Raw genomic sequence first — 17,928 nt, 5'->3', positions numbered from 1 at the left:
ATTTCCTGTGATATCCCTGTGCTTATAACAATGAGGATAGCGAAGCATGACAATCAAAACAGGGGTAATGGCAGCGGCACTATTGATGCTCGCTGGCTGCACGGCGCCATCGCAACACGCGGCTGTAGAGACCTGCAAAGCGGATAACCAGATGCAGCAAACCACGCTCTATTTCGGCTTAAATCGTCCTGCCGGGGCGCAAATCACCAGCAACGAGTGGCAGCAGTTTGTTGACCAGGACGTGACGCCGCGTTTCCGCGATGGCTTAACGGTGTTTGACGCGCGCGGGCAGTGGCTGGGGAACGACGGGAAAGTGGCACGTGAACCCAGCAAAGCGCTGATGCTGATCCACGGTAAGGATGCGCAGAGCGAGAAGAACATCGAAGCGTTACGCGGGATTTATAAATCTCGCTTCGCGCAGGAGTCGGTGATGCGCGTCGACCAGCCGGTGTGCGTGCAGTTCTAATAAAAACGGCGGGATAACCCGCCGTTGTTGTTTTGTAGGCCGGGTAAGCGAAGCGCCACCCGGTATTGCATCAGAGCACCAGCCCCGCAAAGCTCGCCGACAGGAGGCTCACCAGCGTCGCGCCGTACACCAGACGCAGACCAAACCGCGACACCACGTTCCCCTGCTGCTCGTTCAGGCCCTTAATCGCCCCGGCCACAATGCCGATGGACGCGAAGTTCGCGAAGGATACCAGGAAGACGGATAAAATGCCCAGCCCGCGCGGGGACATTTGATGCGCGATTTTTTGCAGCTCAATCATCGCCACAAATTCATTCGCCACCAGCTTGGTCGCCATAATACTGCCCGCGTTTAAGGCATCGCTCAGCGGAATACCCACCAGCCACGCCAGGGGGTAAAATACATAGCCCAGGATCTGCTGGAAGCTCATGCCAAATACGCTGGAGAAGAGGGCGTTAACGGCGCTAATAAGCGCGATAAAGCCGATCAGCATGGCCAGAATAATCATCGCCACCTTAAAACCGGCCAGAATATACTCGCCGAGCATTTCGAAGAAGCTCTGCGATTCATGCAGTTTTTCCAGCTTGATATCCGGCTCCGCTTCCGGGCGCGCCGGGTTGATGACGGAGAGAATAATAAAGGTGCTGAACATGTTCAGAATCAGCGCCGCGACGACAAATTTGGCGTCGAGCATGGTCATATAGGCGCCGACAATCGACAGGGAGACCGTCGACATGGCCGTGGCCGCCATGGTGAAGAGACGACGAGAGGAGAGATCGCCCAGCACGCCTTTGTAGGCAATGAAGTTTTCCGACTGGCCGAGGATCAGCGAGCTCACCGCGTTAAAGGATTCCAGCTTGCCCATACCGTTCAGTTTTGACAGCAGCGTGCCGATGACCCGAATAAAAATCGGCAGGATCCGCCAGTGCTGAAGAATACCAATCAGCGCGGAAATAAAAATAATCGGGCAAAGCACGCCGAGGAAAATGAACGCCAGCCCTTTTTCCCCCATTCCGCCAAAGACGAAATTGGTCCCTTCCGAAGCAAATTTCAGCAGCGACTCAAAGAAGCCGGAAACATATTTAATCAGGAATAACCCGCTTTCGGCGTGCAGGAAAAAGAACGCCAGCGCAATTTCAATAACAATCAGCTGTAAAACATAACGAATGCGAATTTTTCGGCGGTCGAAACTTACCAGCCAGGCAAGCGCGAGAATAATGACCAGCGCCAGCAGGAAATGGACAATTTTAAACATAATTAATTTTCACCAGGTGTTTGAGGCGGATATTTAGCCACAGCCCCGTACCAGCGTAAATGGGCATTTTCGTTATAACTTATAAACCTGAACGTAACGTATGTAACTATTACCAGGCTCGGCGTTTACAACTCGTCATCAAAACACCACACATTTCGCTTGTGTTTCTTTTCGCCGTAATGATAATCACTATCACAAGAATTTACCTTTCTTTGCATCAGTTGACCGCGATAAACATTTAAGGTGTCGGCATGTTTGTTCCATTTCTCATTATGTTACGTGAAGGGCTTGAAGCTGCCCTTATCGTGAGCCTCATCGCCAGCTATCTGAAGCGAACCCAGCGCGGACGCTGGATTGGCGTCATGTGGGTCGGGGTATTCCTTGCCGCGGCACTCTGTCTGGGCCTCGGTATCCTCATCAACGAAACCACCGGGGAGTTCCCGCAGAAAGAGCAGGAGCTGTTCGAAGGGATCGTCGCCGTGATTGCGGTGGTGATCCTCACGTGGATGGTGTTCTGGATGCGTAAAGTCTCCCGTAACGTGAAGGTGCAGCTGGAGCAGGCGGTGGATAACGCGCTGCAAAAGGGCAATAACCACGGCTGGGCGCTGATCATGATGGTCTTTTTTGCCGTCGCGCGTGAAGGCCTGGAGTCCGTTTTCTTCCTGCTGGCGGCGTTTCAGCAGGATGTCGGTATCTGGCCGCCGGTTGGCGCGATGCTCGGGCTGGCAACCGCCGTTGTGCTGGGCTTTCTGCTCTACTGGGGCGGTATTCGCCTGAACCTGGGCGCCTTCTTCAAGTGGACCAGCCTGTTTATTCTGCTGGTGGCGGCTGGGCTGGCGGCGGGGGCGATTCGCGCCTTCCACGAGGCGGGGCTGTGGAACCATTTCCAGGACGTGGCGTTCGACCTCAGCAACGTGCTCTCCACGCACTCTCTGACCGGCACCCTGCTCGAAGGTATCTTCGGCTATCAGGAAACGCCGAGCGTCAGCGAAGTGGCGATGTACTTTATCTATCTGGTTCCGGCGCTGGTGCTGTTCGCAATGCCGCCGCGTACCGGCACGCAGGCGTCGCGCGTTACGCCATAATTTTTGTTTTAGTTACAACATACTTTTAAAGGGAAGAGTCATGGCAATTCAGTTCCGTCGTAGTGCGTTATGCGCAGGCATTGCCGCGCTGTTCGCTTCTGCATTCTCCGCCTGGGGCGCGGATGTTCCTCAGGTTAAAGTCACCGTTAATGATAAGCAGTGCGAGCCGATGACCCTCACGGTGAACAGCGGCAAAACCCAGTTTATTATTCAGAACCACAGCCAGAAAGCGCTGGAGTGGGAGATCCTGAAAGGGGTTCTGGTGGTGGAGGAGCGTGAAAACATCGCCCCTGGCTTCAGCCAGAAGATGACCGCCAACCTGCAGCCGGGCGAGTATGAGATGACCTGCGGCCTGCTGACCAACCCTAAAGGGAAGCTGATCGTCAAAGGTGAAGCGACGGCCGATGCGGCGAAAGGTGCTGCGGTGCTGAGCCTGGGCGACGCGATTACGGCGTATAAAGCCTACGTCACGAAAGAGACGGCGGACCTGGCGGCGGCAACCAAAGCCTTTACCGATGCGGTGAAGGCCGGTGACATCGAAAAAGCGAAATCCCTGTATGCGCCAACCCGTCAGCACTACGAGCGCATCGAGCCGATTGCCGAACTGTTCTCTGACCTTGATGGCAGCATTGATGCCCGCGAAGATGATTACGAGCAGAAAGCCGCCGATCCGAAATTCACCGGTTTCCACCGTCTGGAGAAAGCCCTGTTTGGCGACAACTCTACCAAAGGGATGGAGAAATACGCCGAGCAGCTGAACGGCGACGTGCTGGAGCTGCAAAAGCGCATCAGTGAGCTGGCCTTCCCGCCGTCAAAAGTGGTGGGCGGCGCGGCTGGTCTGATTGAAGAAGTGGCCGCGAGCAAAATCAGCGGCGAAGAAGATCGCTACAGCCATACCGATCTGTGGGACTTCCAGGCCAACGTCGACGGCGCGCAGAAAATTGTTAACCTGCTGCGTCCTCAGCTGCAGAAAGAGAACGGCGAACTGCTGGCCAAAGTGGATGCCAACTTCAAAAAAGTCGACACCATTCTGGCGAAGTACCGGACTAAAGACGGGTTTGAAACCTACGACAAGCTGACCGATGCCGACCGTAACGCGCTGAAAGGCCCGATTACCGCCCTGGCGGAAGATCTCTCTCTGCTGCGCGGCGTACTGGGTCTGGACTAAGCACGATGAATAAGCATAACGAGAACGATGTGGTTGAGCCTTCACGTCGTCGATTGTTAAAAGGAGTAGGGGCGCTGGGGGGCGCTCTTGCTCTGGCCGGTGGCTGTCCGGTAGCGCATGCGGCGAAACCGCAGAGCGCGCCCGGCACGCTGTCACCCAATGCCCGCATGGAGACGCAGCCGTTTTATGGCGAACATCAGTCGGGCATCCTGACGCCGCAGCAGGCGTCCATGATGCTGGTGGCCTTTGATTCGCTGGCCAGCGATAAAGCCGATCTGGAGCGCCTGTTCCGCCTGCTGACGACGCGCATCGCGTTTCTTACCGCTGGCGGACCGGCGCCCGATACGCCGAACCCGCGTCTGCCGCCAATGGACTCCGGCATTCTGGGGCCGTTTATCGCCCCGGATAACCTGACCATTACCGTTTCGCTGGGTGAATCGCTGTTTGACGCGCGCTATGGGCTGGCAAAACAGAAGCCGAAAGCGCTGCAGAAAATGACGCGTTTCCCGAATGACTCTCTGGACGCGGCGCTGTGCCATGGCGACCTGCTCCTGCAGATTTGCGCCAATACTCAGGACACGGTGATCCACGCCCTGCGCGATATCATCAAGCACACGCCGGATCTGCTGAGCGTGCGCTGGAAGCGGGAAGGTTTTATCTCGGACCACGCCGCCCGCAGTAAAGGGAAAGAGACCCCGGTGAACCTGCTGGGCTTTAAGGACGGTACGGCCAACCCGGACAGCAGCGATGCGGCGTTGATGAAAGACGTGGTATGGGTGACGGCGGATCAGGGCGAACCGGCGTGGGCGGTGGGCGGCAGCTATCAGGCGGTGCGGATTATTCAGTTCCACGTGGAGTTCTGGGACCGCACGCCGCTCAAGGAGCAGCAGACGATCTTTGGTCGCGATAAGCAAAGCGGCGCGCCGCTCGGCATGAAGAACGAGCATGACGTGCCCGACTACGCCAGCGATCCCAACGGCGATACCATCGCGCTGGACAGCCACATTCGTCTGGCTAATCCGCGCACCAAAGAGACGCAGTCCAGCCTGATGATGCGTCGTGGCTACAGCTATTCGCTCGGCGTGACCAACGCCGGACAGCTTGATATGGGGCTGCTGTTCGTCTGCTATCAGCACGATCTGGAAAAAGGCTTCCTGACCGTGCAGAAGCGGCTCAACGGCGAAGCGCTGGAAGAGTACATTAAGCCCATCGGCGGCGGCTATTTCTTTGCCCTGCCGGGCGTGCGCGATCGGAACGCGTACCTCGCTCAAGGTCTTATTGAAGCCTGATAATTGTCCCCGCAACCGTTCGCGGGGACATTATTTTTTCATATGACTATCCTCCTGTTATATTTCTGTAATATTTCTATATGAGACTGATTTCACCTGTAGGGACAGTCTTAAAAGTTGCATTCAGGTAAAATAAATGTTGCATTTATGATAACTCCTGATGTACTTAAGATAAGACAGCGGTAGTTCCCGGCAGTGATGCTGAATCACTATGGAGATCGCGAATGGTTGCGTCCTGTACTGGACAAGGTAAACATAACAACCGCAGCACCCGGCGCGGAGGCTCAGACTCCGGCAGCGATTTCCTCACCACTAAATTCTCCCCCCTTCCTCAAGAATCTGATTCGACCGACGTGCAGAACGGTGCGCGTAGCTGTTCCGTATCGTTATCCGATAAAGCAAGCAATGGCTTACAAGGAAGCCAACCCTCTGATGTTCGTGCGCATAATCGTGCCGAAGCTGGCGCGTGTGATGAATACCAACAACTCAAGGTGCTATCCATGGGAAGACAAAAAGCAGTGATCAAAGCTCGTCGCGAAGCAAAACGTGTGCTGAGACGGGATTCACGTAGCCATAAACAGCGTGAAGAAGAATCGGTCACCTCGCTTGTGCAGATGAGTGGCGTAGAAGCAATTGGCATGGCCCGAGACAGCCGTGATAATTCTCCAATTGTGGCGCGCAATGAGGCTCAGGCGCACTACCTGAATGCTATCGAGAGTAAACAGCTCATCTTTGCAACCGGTGAAGCCGGATGCGGGAAAACCTGGATCAGTGCAGCCAAAGCGGCGGAGGCGCTGATTCATAAGGATGTGGAGCGCATTATTGTTACCCGTCCTGTACTGCAGGCTGATGAAGATCTCGGCTTCCTGCCCGGAGATATTTCGGAGAAGTTTGCTCCGTACTTCAGGCCCGTCTATGACGTGCTGGTGAAGCGACTGGGTGCATCCTTTATGCAGTACTGCCTGCGACCAGAGATTGGCAAGGTGGAAATCGCGCCGTTCGCCTATATGCGCGGACGTACATTTGAAAATGCGGTCGTCATTCTTGACGAGGCTCAGAACGTGACCGCTGCGCAAATGAAGATGTTTTTGACGCGCCTCGGGGAGAACGTGACGGTTATCGTTAACGGCGATATTACCCAGTGTGACCTGCCATCCGGCGTGAAATCCGGGCTGAGCGACGCCATGTCACGTTTTGAGGAAGATGAGATGATTGGGGTGGTACGCTTCACCAAAGAGGACTGCGTGCGTTCAGCGCTCTGTCAGCGCACGCTGCAAGCGTATTATTGAGTTTGCTGTTGTGTTCAAGGCCCGGGAAACCGGGCTTTGTTTTTTGTGCTTTTTATCCCCCTCTCCCCTGGGGAGAGGGGCAGGGTGAGGGGCTCAGGCCGCACCGAGCAGCATATAGCACCGGGGGATTCTCATCCCCCCGCAGGCGTGCAACATGCGAAAAAAAGCCCGCATTTTCATGCGAGCTCTTCTTTAAATATGGCGGTGAGGGGGGGATTGACTCGCTTCGCTCGCCCTGCGGGCAGACTGTTCGCTACGCTCTCAGTCTGTCCAACTGGCTGTCGCCAGTTGTCGAACCCCGGTCGGGGATTCTCATCCCCTCGCAGGTGTGCAACATGCGAAAAAAAAGCCCGCATTTTCATGCGAGCTCTTCTTTAAATATGGCGGTGAGGGGGGGATTCGAACCCCCGATACGTTGCCGTATACACACTTTCCAGGCGTGCTCCTTCAGCCACTCGGACACCTCACCATATTTTTTTGCTGCCTGACCGCTTGGGGGCAACGGGGCGCTACTATAGGGAGTTGCGCTAACACGGTCAAGCAGATTTTCTGTATTCGTGCTCGTTCGGTTAAGCCTTAATCAGCTCTTGTCGCAGCACGGGTAATTAACGCTGTGAATCGAGCACTTCGCTGTTTTTAACTACTTCCTGTGCTTTGCCGTAGCTTTCGATCAGCAGCTGGTAAGCCGGGAAGATGTGGGTATACACCTCAGCCCACTCGGCTGCGTCCTCACGATTCCAGGTTCTCTGGATCTCAGAGGCCACCGCCGCCGTATCCATCGGAACCACACCGGCCTGCACCACGCGCGCCAGGGTGATCTCCTGCGCCATTTTGCTGTAGGTGCCGGAGGCATCAATCACCGCAAACACCTTATAGCCGTCCGCTACCGCGCTGATTGACGGGAAGGCCATGCAGACGCTGGTGATAGTGCCCGCGATAATCAGCGTCTTGCGCCCGGTCGCTTTCACCGCAGCAACAAAATCCGGGTTATCCCAGGCGTTGATCTCGCCTTTACGGGCAACATACTGCGCATGCGGCGCGTTGGCGTGGATCTCCGGGATAAGCGGTCCGTTCGGTCCCTGCGGGACGGACGCGGTGGTGATCACAGGGATCTTCGCCAGAGTCGCGATTTTTGCCAGCGCAGCCGCACGGGCGCGCAGTTCCGGCATTGGCATATCCCCAACGGTCTGGAACAGACCGCTCTGGTGATCGATAAGCAACATCACCGCATCGTTCACATCAATAACCGGACGTGCGCCATTAAAATTCGCAGGTGTAGACATTATCTTCTCCTTTATTAATTTCAGATCTGGCCGAAGCGGCCGGAATTAAAATCACGAATGGCTTCGTTGATTTCGCTTTTACTGTTCATCACAAACGGGCCATAGCCCACGATGGGTTCATTCAGCGGCTCGCCCGCCATCAGCAGCACTTTGGCATCGCTGTTCGCCTCCAGGTGCAGTTTGTCGCCTTCCTGACTCAAAACGACCAGCTGGGCTTCACCCGCCTGCGTTGTACCGTTCACCGTAATGTTGCCTTCAAGCACGACCAGCGCGGTGCTCCAGCCTTCGGGCTGATTGAGCGTCAGATGGCTTCCCAGGTTCAGCGCGATGTCCCAGACGTTGAGAGGTGAGAAGGTGTGCGCCGGGCCGGTTACAGCCTCGTAGCGACCGGCAATAACCCGCAGCGAACCGCTGTTATCCGGTAGCGTCACGACCGGGATCGCATCCTTCGTCATGCTCTGGTAGCCCGGTGCCGCCATCTTGTCTTTGGCCGGCAGGTTGACCCAAAGCTGCATCATTTTCAGTTCTCCGCCTTTCTGCGAGAACGCGCTGGAGTGGAACTCCTCGTGCAAAATGCCTGCACCTGCCGTCATCCACTGCACGTCGCCGGGGCCAATGACGCCGCCTTTGCCCGTGGAGTCGCGATGCTCCACTTCACCGGAATAGACGATGGTGACCGTTTCAAAACCCCGGTGAGGGTGTTGGCCTACGCCGCGTTTCGCCCCATCTGCCGGAAAGGTGTACGGGCCCGCATAGTCCAGCAGCAGGAACGGGCTCAGCGGCTCGCCGTGGGTTTGGTAAGAAAACATCGAACGGACCGGGAAACCATCGCCAACCCAGTGCTGGCGGGGAGCGGTATAAACGCCTGTTACGTTTTTCATGATTAACTCCTGATGTTCTGTTGATGTAATTAGCTTATATTCAGAGTTAATACTCCGGTAGATAGTGAAATTGGCATTCACTGTTCTGAAAATGGAACGATGAGGATTTATGCAGGATCTCAATGACTTCGTCTGGTTTGTGAAGGTGGTGGACTACGGCGGCTTTGCGGCGGCGGGAAGGGCGCTTGATCTGCCAAAGTCCAGGTTAAGCCGCCGGATAGCGCAGCTGGAAGAACGCCTTGGCGTGCGGCTCATCCACCGTACAACCCGACAGTTTACGGTGACCGAGGTCGGGCAGACCTTCTACCAGCACTGTAAAGCGATGATGGTGGAGGCCGAGGCCGCGGAGGAAGCCGTGGCGGCACTGCAGGCTGAACCGCGCGGTGTTGTCAGAATTACGTGCCCGATAACTCTGTTGCATGTCCACGTGGGTCCGATGCTGGCCAGATTTATGGCGCGCTACCCCGGGATCAATCTTCAGCTTGAGGCGACCAACCGGCGGGTCGATCTTGTTGGCGAAGGTATTGATGTGGCGATCCGCGTGCGTCCGCGTCCGTTTGATGACAGCGACCTGGTATTAAGGGTGCTGGCTGACAGGGGACATTGTCTGGTCGCGGGTCCGGCGTTGATTCAACGCATGGGAGAACCCGTCATGCCGTCTGAACTCAGTGCCTGGCCCGGGTTAAGCATGAACGAGGGGAAACATATTCATAAATGGGAGCTGTCCGGTCCCGGAGGTGCCAAAGCGGAGATCCATTACCACCCTCGATTGATCACCACCGACATGCTGGCGCTACGTGAAGCTGCCATGGCAGGCATCGGCGTGGTGCAGCTGCCGATTTTGATGGTCAAGGACCAGCTGGCGACGGGGGAACTGGTACGGGTGCTGGATGCGTGGGAACCCCGACGCGAAGTGATTCACGCGGTTTATCCTTCGCGGCGCGGCCTGCTGCCGTCCGTCAGGACGCTGGTGGATTTTCTGACCGAAGAGTATGCGCGGATGGTGGAAGAGTAACACTTCCCTCTCCCCTGGGGAGAGGGGCAGGGTGAGGGGCTCAGGCCGCACCGAGCTGCATATAGCACCGGGGGTTCTCATCCCCCCCTTTACGGAGAATATAAAAGAAAAAAGCCCGTACTTTCGTACGAGCTCTCATCTTAAATATGGCGGTGAGGGGGGGATTGACTCGCTTCGCTCGCCCTGCGGGCAGCCTGTTCGCTACGCTCTCAGTCTGTCCAACTGGCTGTCGCCAGTTGTCGAACCCCGGTCGGGGGTTCTCATCCCCCCTTTTCGGAGAATATAAAAGAAAAAAGCCCGTACTTTCGTACGAGCTCTCATCTTAAATATGGCGGTGAGGGGGGGATTCGAACCCCCGATACGTTGCCGTATACACACTTTCCAGGCGTGCTCCTTCAGCCACTCGGACACCTCACCATATTGTCATCCCGTTGTTGCCGGGACGGGCGCTAATGTAAGGAAAAGCCGAACTGCCGTCAACTCACTTTTTCAGTAATTTAGCGCGTTTAGACAAACTTCAGGCAACATGATTCTTAAATGTGCTGAAAGCGTCTTTTTTATCAGCAACACAGTTGCGCTATAAATTTGTTATGCTGACCGTCCAGTGAAAAAGCAAAATAAATCAGCGCAATAAAAGGCAGGAATGACTATGGATATACTTTTCTATCACCCCACTTTTGATACGGCATACTGGATCAAGGCGCTTTCGGCGGCGTTACCAGGCGCACGCGTTCGCGAGTGGAAGCGTGGCGATAATGAACATGCTGACTATGCGCTGGTCTGGCATCCTCCGGTAGAAATGCTCCAGGGCCGCAAGCTGAAGGCCGTTTTTGCCCTGGGAGCCGGCGTGGATTCCATTCTGAGCAAACTGAAGGCACACCCTGAAATGCTGCCGGAAGAGATCCCCCTTTTCCGCCTGGAAGATACCGGAATGGGCCAGCAAATGCAGGAATATGCCGTGAGCCAGGTACTGCACTGGTTCCGCCGCTTCGATGACTATCAGGCCTTTAAACAGCGAGCCCACTGGGAGCCGCTGCCGGAGTACCATCGCGAAGACTTTACGATCGGCATACTCGGTGCGGGCGTGCTGGGCTCAAAAGTGGCCGAAGCGCTTGCCCCGTGGGGATTCCCGCTGCGCTGCTGGAGCCGCAGCCGCAAGGATTATCCGGGCGTTGAGAGTTTTGCCGGAACGGATGAGCTTCCTGCATTCCTGAAAGGGACACGCGTGCTTATTAACCTGCTGCCAAACACGGCGGAAACGGTAGGGATCATCAATGAAGCCCTGCTCAATCAGCTCGTCGACCAGAGCTACCTGATGAACCTGGCGCGCGGGGTACATGTCGTGGAAGGCGATCTGCTGAAGGCGCTGGACAGCGGAAAGCTAAAAGGCGCCATGCTGGATGTCTATAGCCGTGAGCCGCTGCCCGCGGAAAGCCCGCTGTGGGCGCACCCGCGCGTGGCGATGACCCCGCACGTGGCTGCCGTGACGCGTCCGGCAGAAGCGGTGGCGTATATATCCCATACCATCAGCGAAATGGAAAAGGGTAACGCGGTCACCGGACAGGTCGACAGACAGCGCGGCTACTGAGAGAAACCCGGCGTTCGCCGGGTTTTTGCTAATATTCGCCGCTGATAACTGCTATCCTTTGGAAAAACCGCAGAGGAGAGAGAGATGTATCCCGTTGACCTGCATATGCACACCGTCGCCAGCACCCACGCGTATAGCAACCTCCATGATTATATCGCCCAGGCGAAGCTTAAAGGCATCAAGCTGTTCGCGATCACCGATCATGGCCCGGACATGGCGGATGCGCCGCACTACTGGCATTTTGTGAATATGCGGATCTGGCCACGTCTGGTGGACGGCATTGGGATACTGCGCGGCATTGAGGCGAACATCAAAAATACCGACGGTGAGATCGACTGCACCGGCCCGATGCTGACGTCTCTTGACCTTATCCTCGCCGGTTTTCATGAGCCGGTTTTCCCGCCTCAGGATAAAGACACCAACACCGCGGCGATGATTGCCACCATTGCCAGCGGCAATGTGCACATTATCAGCCACCCCGGTAACCCGAGGTATCCGATTGATATTCAGGCTGTCGCGCAGGCGGCAGCGAAGCACCGCGTGGCGCTGGAGATTAACAACTCCTCCTTTGTGCACTCGCGTAAGGGCAGTGAAGCCAACTGCCGCGAAGTGGCTGCCGCCGTGCGTGACGCAGGTGGCATGGTGGCGCTGGGCTCAGATTCTCATACCGCGTTTACGCTGGGCGATTTCAGCGAGTGCCTGAAAGTGCTGAATGATGTTAACTTCCCGGAAGCGCAAATCCTGAACGTGACCCCACGCCGCATGCTCGATTTCCTCGAGTCGCGCGGAATGGAACCGATAGCCGAATTTGCCGATCTTTAATTGTGTAATGGAATCATAAAAATGAACGAGTTTTCCATCCTCTGCCGCGTGCTGGGTACGCTCTATTATCGCCAGCCGCAAGACCCGCTGTTGGTTCCGCTCTTTACGTTAATTCGTGAAGGCAAACTGGCGCAGAACTGGCCGCTGGAACAGGATGATTTACTGGAACGTCTGCAAAAAAGCTGCGACATGCAGCAGATCGCGACGGACTACAATGCGCTGTTCGTTGGCGATGAGTGCCGCGTTTCGCCATACCGTTCAGCCTGGCAGGAAGGGGCAACGGAAGCGGAAGTCCGCGCGTTCCTCTCCACGCGCGGTATGCCGCTGAGCGATACGCCAGCCGATCATATCGGTACGCTGCTGCTGGCGGCGTCCTGGATCGAAGACAACGCCGGTGATGATGAGAATGAAGCCATCGAAACCTTGTTCGAAACGTACCTGCTGCCGTGGGTCGGGACATTCCTGGGTAAAGTCGAAGCGCATGCCACCTCGCCGTTCTGGAGAACGCTGGCCCCGCTGACCCGCGACGCTATTGCGGCAATGTGGGATGAGCTGGAAGAAGAGAACGAAGAGTGATTTAGATCACATAAATTCTGCAACTCAATATTTCAACTTGCACGTAATGTGCTTCTGATCTCATTTCTATGGTGCGCATCTGCTAAGATGCGCGCCATGAATATATTACTTTGTATCGCACTAACGACAGGTATTCTCTCCGGGCTCTGGGGATGGGTAGCCGTGTCTCTCGGATTGCTCAGCTGGGCCGGGTTCCTCGGCTGCACCGCCTATTTCGCCTGTCCGCAGGGGGGCGTCAAAGGGCTCTTTATCTCTGGCTGCACGCTGATGAGCGGTGTTATCTGGGCGCTGGTGATCATGAAGGGCAGCGCGCTGGCGCCGCATCTGGAGATGCTGGGGTATGTCATGACGGGTGTCGTTGCCTTTTTAATGTGCATCCAGGCTAAGCATCTGCTGCTTTCATTTGTGCCGGGGACCTTTATGGGGGCGTGCGCGACCTTTGCAGGGCAGGGTGACTGGAAGCTGGTGGTTCCCTCCCTGGCGCTGGGGTTGCTGTTTGGCTATGCCATGAAAAACAGCGGTCTTTGGCTGGCGTCGCGACGGGGAAAAGCGCAAAACATCACTGCGGTGAGCGAATAAAAAAAGGCGAGATAATCATCTCGCCTTTTTTATGCGCTTCCTGTCAGGATTCCGGAGGGACTGACATATCGCGGTATTTCACCAGTATCGGGTTCTGCACGTCTGCTTTGTTTTGCAGATCCCACAGCCCGCGGTCAATACCGTCGTTGATTAAGAAGATCACGCCGGTTTCAATGGCTGACATCAGGCACATCATGACCGGCTCGTTAGAGGTGTAGCCAATTTCACCTTCCAGCAAACGCTGGTAATCGATGAAGCGGAATACCCCAGCCTGCACTTCATAAGACAGAATGGTTTTGCTGGTGTTCACCGAAGAGAGCACTTCGCCTGTACTGACGTTAACCACACGCAGGTTCACGGCGATTTGGTCAAGCTGGTACTGGGTATCCGCACCGATACCGAAGTAACGAGCTCCTGCACCACCCGACTTAACGTTACTTTCGTAGCCAATAATCGATCCTTCGATCATCACGTTCGCTGCCGCCAAAGATTGCAGAGGCATGCGGTTATTGTCCGCGACGGTGCCATTTTCCTGAGCGGCACGAATGATTTTGCGTTCATTCAACAGGTTCTGGAGCCCCTGACGTTCCAGCGGAATAAACCAGTGCGAATCCTTGAGCGCGGTAACCAGCATGGCGGTGGCGCTTTGCGGCACAGCCGTGGAGAAGTTACTTGCCGGGTAAGGTTTGAATTGCCCGGTTTCATCCTGAATGTTGTATACGGAGACAAATATTTTCCCCGTAGGTGAAGGTAAATGCGTTAAATCACGATAACTCTGGGCCCGAGGCATTAATGTCGGTTTTGCAGCTTCTTTAGGTGGAGCAGTTAAACAACCGCTCAATAAGCACACTGCAACAAATATCAGGAAGCGCTGCATGATCGTTGTCCTTATTTAGCTATTGTTTAAAAGTCAGTTGAATTACTTTGTAGACCGGAAACCTGAATAGTGGAGATTCTTCCGGTTTTACGATCGGTCACGTTCAACTGAAGCTGTCCGTCAGTATTGGCGATATCAACGATAAAGTCGTTGGTCACCATGCGGCCGGGTTTACCGGTATTAATGTTGGTCAGTAACCCCCCTAAAATCTGCGACTGAATAGCTTGAGTGAAGTTGTCCAGTGCGGACGGGGTATCAACGCTAAAATCCTTTAAGCTGGGATCCTTATAGGAGTTTTGCGCCTGGGCTTCGTTCAGCAGGAACGCGCCGTTATTAGGGTTACCGCCAAAGTTAGGGTTACGGAACTGAAACGTCATGTTTCCGGCCCAGCTTATGGGTGTTATCAGCATTATCGAAACAACTGCATATGCAATACGCATGACAGCCTCCGCATATCGGTTCGCTAGAACTCGTCTTTTGCTAAATCGCTGGTGCTTAATAGGGCTTTATCTATTTGCAGGCGATTAATAGCGTCTTCTGATTGTGCCAGTGCTAAGGCTACGTTTTTATCGAAGTCTATTTTGGTCGGGAATAAAAACGTTTGATAAATAACGTACTGATTAGCCGTTATTGTTATCCAACTTCCCCATCGTGCACTGGGCCGCTCGTTGATTGTTATATTTCCGGTGTAGGTACTGTCCCATTTGTCACTGAAGGCGCGGTAAAAACTGTGCCCGACCGATGAGACAGTGTGGTCTGTTAACAATCCGGGAACTTCGACCTCGACGGCCTTCAGATTCCCGGCAGCGAGCAGGAAACTCGCTGCGGCGATCCAACTCAACGTGCGCTTCATGTGATTAACGCCTGAGGTTATCGTTTGCCCACGAAACAGCCTGAGTTCGGTTTTTAACAGCTATCTTCTTGAAAAGATTATAAAGGTGCGTCTTTACCGTATTTTCGCTGATAAATAACGAACGGGCGATTTCAATATTTGAAGCACCAATGCGTAACTTGTTCAGGATCTCTTTCTCACGGTGCGTGAGCAGCGCGGACTCTGAACTGTTATAGCGATAATTTCCGGAGTGCGTGATGAGATAGCTGGCAAGCTTTTGCGAAAAATAACACTCTCCGCGCAATATCCCTTGCAGCCCCTCTACCACCCGGTCTTCTTCTTCCGTGACGTAGAACACGCCATTGATATGCGGCCAGCTTTCAATATCTCTGAAAGGATATTCATCAGGCGTATTCAACAATAGCACGCGGATATTATTGTTTTTCCTGCTTAAAATATCTTGCCAGTAATGGATAAGCTTTTTATCAGCTTCCATCATATCGAAAAGAATGATGCTGCCAGGTGCAATATCATCAAAAGAACGTTGAATATTATGCAATTTCCCGTTCAGTGATAAAGATTGCTTCAAATGTTGTAATAACGCTGTCGCTTGCAAAGAAGGTTTTGTGATCAACAGTAATGTATGACCATGTAAACTATGGACTTCATTATACATGATGAAACCCCACTTTTTTTGGCACCTGGCAGCTGTCCTCCTGTTTATTAGAGGACACCAGAAGTACTGACAGATGTTGCACTGCTGTGTGTAGAATCAGACCATAACCTCCACAGGGAGGTAAATATAAAACCAATTTCGTACATCTAATTTCAATCTAGCTTTTACGAAGTTTAAAGCAAGTGTTAAACGTGTAACAGAATGTAAAAATCAATATTAATTTGTGAAAATTGCTTGTTGTTAATGGTAATAATTGATGAAAAAGTTGTACATATAAATAGATGTGCACAGATTTTAAAAATCATACAAATATATTTATGTGATTGATTTTTTAGATTATTTGTTATTTTTGCGCAACAGTAATTAAGTATGAGTTTCAGATTATTTCTAAGCCCATGAATGGGCTACTGCCTGGCTTAAGAAAACAGGCGTCGTGTCACGCACTGAGAAAAATGATCTCCAGCCGTTACGTTTAAACAACGCGGGATGACGCCTGGACAGCCTTCATCCCGTTGTACAACCCGATCGCAAGACCTGCTTAATAAAAAATATAAGCTGACCTGATTAAAGTGATTTTTGATGTAAATTACGACTTTGTGGTGAGCCGATAAATAAAAATAAGCCGCGCGGGTGAGATATTTAAAATGTTTCAGCGGACATACTCTTCACCGTAACGACGCGTTAACACAATACGAGTCGTTTTAACAAGTAGCATTGTTATAGGGTTATGGCGTGATTAAATAGCCAGGTCCAGGGTGACAACATGAAAAACACATCGTTAATTATGATGTTTACATTACTGGGTGCGCCTGGATTTGTAACCGCAGCGAATTCAGATTTGGCAAATGCTGAATATAACTTTGCGGTTAACGAATTAAGTCTTTCATCACTCAATCAGGCAGCCATTATTGGTCAACGGGGCGTTTTCAATAACGCTGAGGTTAGCCAGGACGGTTCAAGACTCTTATCCATTGTATCTCAGGATGGGGCGGGTAACAGAGCGAGAGTTGATCAATCAGGGAGTTACAATTTAGCCTGGATCGATCAGAGCGGTAACGGGAATGATGCAGGTATTACGCAAGATGGATACGGTAATAGCGCGAAAATTATCCAGAAAGGGTCGGGTAATAGAGCAAATATTACGCAGTACGGTACGCAGAAAACCGCAGTTGTAGTGCAGAAACAGTCGCAAATGGCGATTAACGTTATTCAACATTAGCGCGTTCGCGACGACTTTAATCAATCCGATGGGGGTTTACCATGAAATTTATCAAAGTGGCAGCACTTGCAGCAATCGTAGTTTCTGGTAGTGCTATGGCGGGTTCTATTAATCAGGGCGGATGGGGTCATGGACATGGTCATGGTGGATATAGTGGCCCAAATTCAACCCTGAATATTTATCAGAACGGTGGCGGTAACTCCGCGGTTGCCCTTCAGACAGACGCCAGAAATTCCGTCCTGAATATTAGCCAGACCGGCGGCTTTAACGGTGCTGACGTTGGTCAGGGCTCTGATGACAGTAAAATCAACCTGACCCAGAAAGGTTTTGGCAACAGTGCGACACTTGATCAGTGGAACAGTAAAAAATCCGTTATGAACGTTAGCCAGTCCGGCGGCTTTAACGGTGCACTCGTAGACCAGACTGCGTCCAACTCGACTGTTAACGTTACCCAGATCGGTTTTGGTAACCACGCGTCAGCTCATCAGTACTGATACTGAAATCTGTGCTACAAAAAAACAGGGCATCAGCCCTGTTTTTTTTCGGGAGTTCATCATGAATACCTTAATTCTACTCGCCGCGCTTTCCAGCCAGATAACCTTCAAAACGTCACAGCAGGAAAATATGACCACCATTGTTCCTCAGGTCACTCTGGCGCAGTCGTGTGATTGTCAGGTTCAGATTGTTTCTGTGCGAGAAGGGCAGGGGGGACAAAGTTCTTCCCGGCAGCAAAACACACTTTTTATACCCGCTAATCAGACGATTGATTTAATGCGCCTGAGTTTAAATATTAATACGGGAGACACGGTAAAAATCGTTGTCACCGTTTCAGACGGTAAATCGCTGCATTTATCACAACAGTGGTCGCCAGCGGAACGCTCGCTCTAAACGTTCATAAAATCAATAGGTTGAGAATGTGGCGGGTCTGTGCCGTTGAGCTATGCTGATATCAGGGACCAGGTCGTTATGTTCCGTAACGTGAAACTTCGTTTGCAATAATAAATGAAGCGCGTTTACCCCTCATGGAC

20 protein-coding genes, 2 tRNA genes and 1 other RNA gene are annotated in these 17,928 nt (G+C 53.2%); 13 read left to right on the top strand and 10 right to left on the bottom strand.

The window, feature by feature from the left end:
• The first annotated feature begins 46 nt into the window (after positions 1 to 46).
• On the top strand, positions 47 to 466 hold the full coding sequence (locus M2422_RS06385) for a DUF3574 domain-containing protein (RefSeq protein WP_028019107.1): 420 nt from the start codon (positions 47 to 49) through the stop codon (positions 464 to 466).
• A gap of 70 nt (positions 467 to 536) precedes the next feature.
• Here M2422_RS06385 and M2422_RS06380 read toward each other — a convergent pair whose 3' ends face one another.
• Complete coding sequence (locus M2422_RS06380; protein WP_029740188.1) at positions 537 to 1,721, bottom strand: NupC/NupG family nucleoside CNT transporter; 1,185 nt, start codon at positions 1,719 to 1,721, stop codon at positions 537 to 539.
• A 251-nt stretch (positions 1,722 to 1,972) separates the two neighbouring features.
• On the opposite strand from M2422_RS06380, the gene efeU reads away from it, so the two are divergent.
• The 4 genes from efeU to phoH all read left to right on the top strand — a co-directional run bounded on the left by efeU (position 1,973) and on the right by phoH (position 6,552).
• Positions 1,973 to 2,806, top strand: coding sequence for an iron uptake transporter permease EfeU (efeU, locus tag M2422_RS06375; RefSeq protein ID WP_033145172.1), 834 nt, complete (start codon positions 1,973 to 1,975; stop codon positions 2,804 to 2,806).
• A gap of 40 nt (positions 2,807 to 2,846) precedes the next feature.
• The gene (gene efeO / locus M2422_RS06370) at positions 2,847 to 3,974 is read left to right on the top strand and encodes an iron uptake system protein EfeO (RefSeq protein WP_045354579.1); all 1,128 of its coding nucleotides are present in this window, start codon (positions 2,847 to 2,849) and stop codon (positions 3,972 to 3,974) included.
• Positions 3,975 to 3,979: 5 nt separating this feature from the next.
• On the top strand, positions 3,980 to 5,263 hold the full coding sequence (gene efeB / locus M2422_RS06365) for an iron uptake transporter deferrochelatase/peroxidase subunit (RefSeq protein WP_033145174.1): 1,284 nt from the start codon (positions 3,980 to 3,982) through the stop codon (positions 5,261 to 5,263).
• A gap of 500 nt (positions 5,264 to 5,763) precedes the next feature.
• A complete protein-coding gene (phoH, locus tag M2422_RS06360; protein ID WP_024908976.1) occupies positions 5,764 to 6,552 on the top strand; it encodes a phosphate starvation-inducible protein PhoH in 789 nt (262 codons plus the stop codon).
• A 381-nt stretch (positions 6,553 to 6,933) separates the two neighbouring features.
• Here phoH and M2422_RS06355 read toward each other — a convergent pair.
• From M2422_RS06355 to M2422_RS06345, 3 genes are all read right to left on the bottom strand, one after another.
• A tRNA-Ser gene (locus M2422_RS06355) sits at positions 6,934 to 7,021 on the bottom strand.
• A gap of 136 nt (positions 7,022 to 7,157) precedes the next feature.
• Complete coding sequence (locus M2422_RS06350) at positions 7,158 to 7,835, bottom strand: isochorismatase family protein (RefSeq protein WP_033145175.1); 678 nt, start codon at positions 7,833 to 7,835, stop codon at positions 7,158 to 7,160.
• A 20-nt stretch (positions 7,836 to 7,855) separates the two neighbouring features.
• Positions 7,856 to 8,716, bottom strand: coding sequence for a pirin family protein (locus M2422_RS06345; RefSeq protein WP_064672263.1), 861 nt, complete (start codon positions 8,714 to 8,716; stop codon positions 7,856 to 7,858).
• Positions 8,717 to 8,825: 109 nt separating this feature from the next.
• Here M2422_RS06345 and M2422_RS06340 point away from each other — a divergent pair, with 109 nt between their 5' ends.
• Entirely contained in the window at positions 8,826 to 9,731 is a 906-nt protein-coding gene (locus M2422_RS06340) for a LysR family transcriptional regulator (protein ID WP_064672264.1), read from the top strand.
• Positions 9,732 to 9,878: 147 nt separating this feature from the next.
• On the opposite strand, the gene M2422_RS06335 is transcribed toward M2422_RS06340, so the two are convergent.
• A non-coding RNA gene (locus tag M2422_RS06335) (RtT sRNA) lies at positions 9,879 to 10,016 on the bottom strand.
• A gap of 44 nt (positions 10,017 to 10,060) precedes the next feature.
• Positions 10,061 to 10,148, bottom strand: a tRNA-Ser gene (locus tag M2422_RS06330).
• A 232-nt stretch (positions 10,149 to 10,380) separates the two neighbouring features.
• Between M2422_RS06330 and ghrA the strand changes: the two genes are divergently transcribed.
• The 4 genes from ghrA to M2422_RS06310 all read left to right on the top strand — a co-directional run bounded on the left by ghrA (position 10,381) and on the right by M2422_RS06310 (position 13,296).
• The gene (ghrA, locus tag M2422_RS06325) at positions 10,381 to 11,319 is read left to right on the top strand and encodes a glyoxylate/hydroxypyruvate reductase GhrA (protein WP_064672266.1); all 939 of its coding nucleotides are present in this window, start codon (positions 10,381 to 10,383) and stop codon (positions 11,317 to 11,319) included.
• A gap of 84 nt (positions 11,320 to 11,403) precedes the next feature.
• Positions 11,404 to 12,141, top strand: coding sequence for a phosphatase (locus tag M2422_RS06320; protein ID WP_033145179.1), 738 nt, complete (start codon positions 11,404 to 11,406; stop codon positions 12,139 to 12,141).
• 21 nt (positions 12,142 to 12,162) lie between these two features.
• On the top strand, positions 12,163 to 12,717 hold the full coding sequence (locus tag M2422_RS06315; protein ID WP_029740002.1) for a molecular chaperone: 555 nt from the start codon (positions 12,163 to 12,165) through the stop codon (positions 12,715 to 12,717).
• 96 nt (positions 12,718 to 12,813) lie between these two features.
• Entirely contained in the window at positions 12,814 to 13,296 is a 483-nt protein-coding gene (locus M2422_RS06310; protein WP_074399111.1) for a DUF1097 domain-containing protein, read from the top strand.
• Between the two features lie 43 nt (positions 13,297 to 13,339).
• On the opposite strand, the gene csgG is transcribed toward M2422_RS06310, so the two are convergent.
• The 4 genes from csgG to csgD are packed head-to-tail and all read right to left on the bottom strand — an operon-like array spanning position 13,340 to position 15,681.
• Complete coding sequence (csgG, locus tag M2422_RS06305) at positions 13,340 to 14,173, bottom strand: curli production assembly/transport protein CsgG (protein ID WP_025755858.1); 834 nt, start codon at positions 14,171 to 14,173, stop codon at positions 13,340 to 13,342.
• A 26-nt stretch (positions 14,174 to 14,199) separates the two neighbouring features.
• Complete coding sequence (gene csgF / locus M2422_RS06300) at positions 14,200 to 14,613, bottom strand: curli production assembly/transport protein CsgF (protein ID WP_008500846.1); 414 nt, start codon at positions 14,611 to 14,613, stop codon at positions 14,200 to 14,202.
• Between the two features lie 23 nt (positions 14,614 to 14,636).
• On the bottom strand, positions 14,637 to 15,026 hold the full coding sequence (csgE, locus tag M2422_RS06295; protein WP_033145182.1) for a curli production assembly/transport protein CsgE: 390 nt from the start codon (positions 15,024 to 15,026) through the stop codon (positions 14,637 to 14,639).
• A 4-nt stretch (positions 15,027 to 15,030) separates the two neighbouring features.
• On the bottom strand, positions 15,031 to 15,681 hold the full coding sequence (gene csgD, locus M2422_RS06290; protein WP_021240790.1) for a biofilm master transcriptional regulator CsgD: 651 nt from the start codon (positions 15,679 to 15,681) through the stop codon (positions 15,031 to 15,033).
• 763 nt (positions 15,682 to 16,444) lie between these two features.
• On the opposite strand from csgD, the gene csgB reads away from it, so the two are divergent.
• The 3 genes from csgB (at position 16,445) to csgC (ending at position 17,788) form a co-directional block, all read left to right on the top strand.
• A complete protein-coding gene (csgB, locus tag M2422_RS06285) occupies positions 16,445 to 16,900 on the top strand; it encodes a curli minor subunit CsgB (RefSeq protein ID WP_033145183.1) in 456 nt (151 codons plus the stop codon).
• A 41-nt stretch (positions 16,901 to 16,941) separates the two neighbouring features.
• Complete coding sequence (gene csgA, locus M2422_RS06280; protein WP_039261729.1) at positions 16,942 to 17,394, top strand: curli major subunit CsgA; 453 nt, start codon at positions 16,942 to 16,944, stop codon at positions 17,392 to 17,394.
• 61 nt (positions 17,395 to 17,455) lie between these two features.
• A complete protein-coding gene (csgC, locus tag M2422_RS06275) occupies positions 17,456 to 17,788 on the top strand; it encodes a curli assembly chaperone CsgC (RefSeq protein WP_064672267.1) in 333 nt (110 codons plus the stop codon).
• Positions 17,789 to 17,928 lie beyond the last annotated feature (140 nt).

The organism is Enterobacter sp. SLBN-59 (assembly GCF_024807915.1).
GTDB classification, from domain to species: domain Bacteria; phylum Pseudomonadota; class Gammaproteobacteria; order Enterobacterales; family Enterobacteriaceae; genus Enterobacter; species Enterobacter asburiae_B.
Note: the sequence above shows the minus strand (reverse complement) of the source record. Positions and strands in the feature narration are given on the sequence as shown.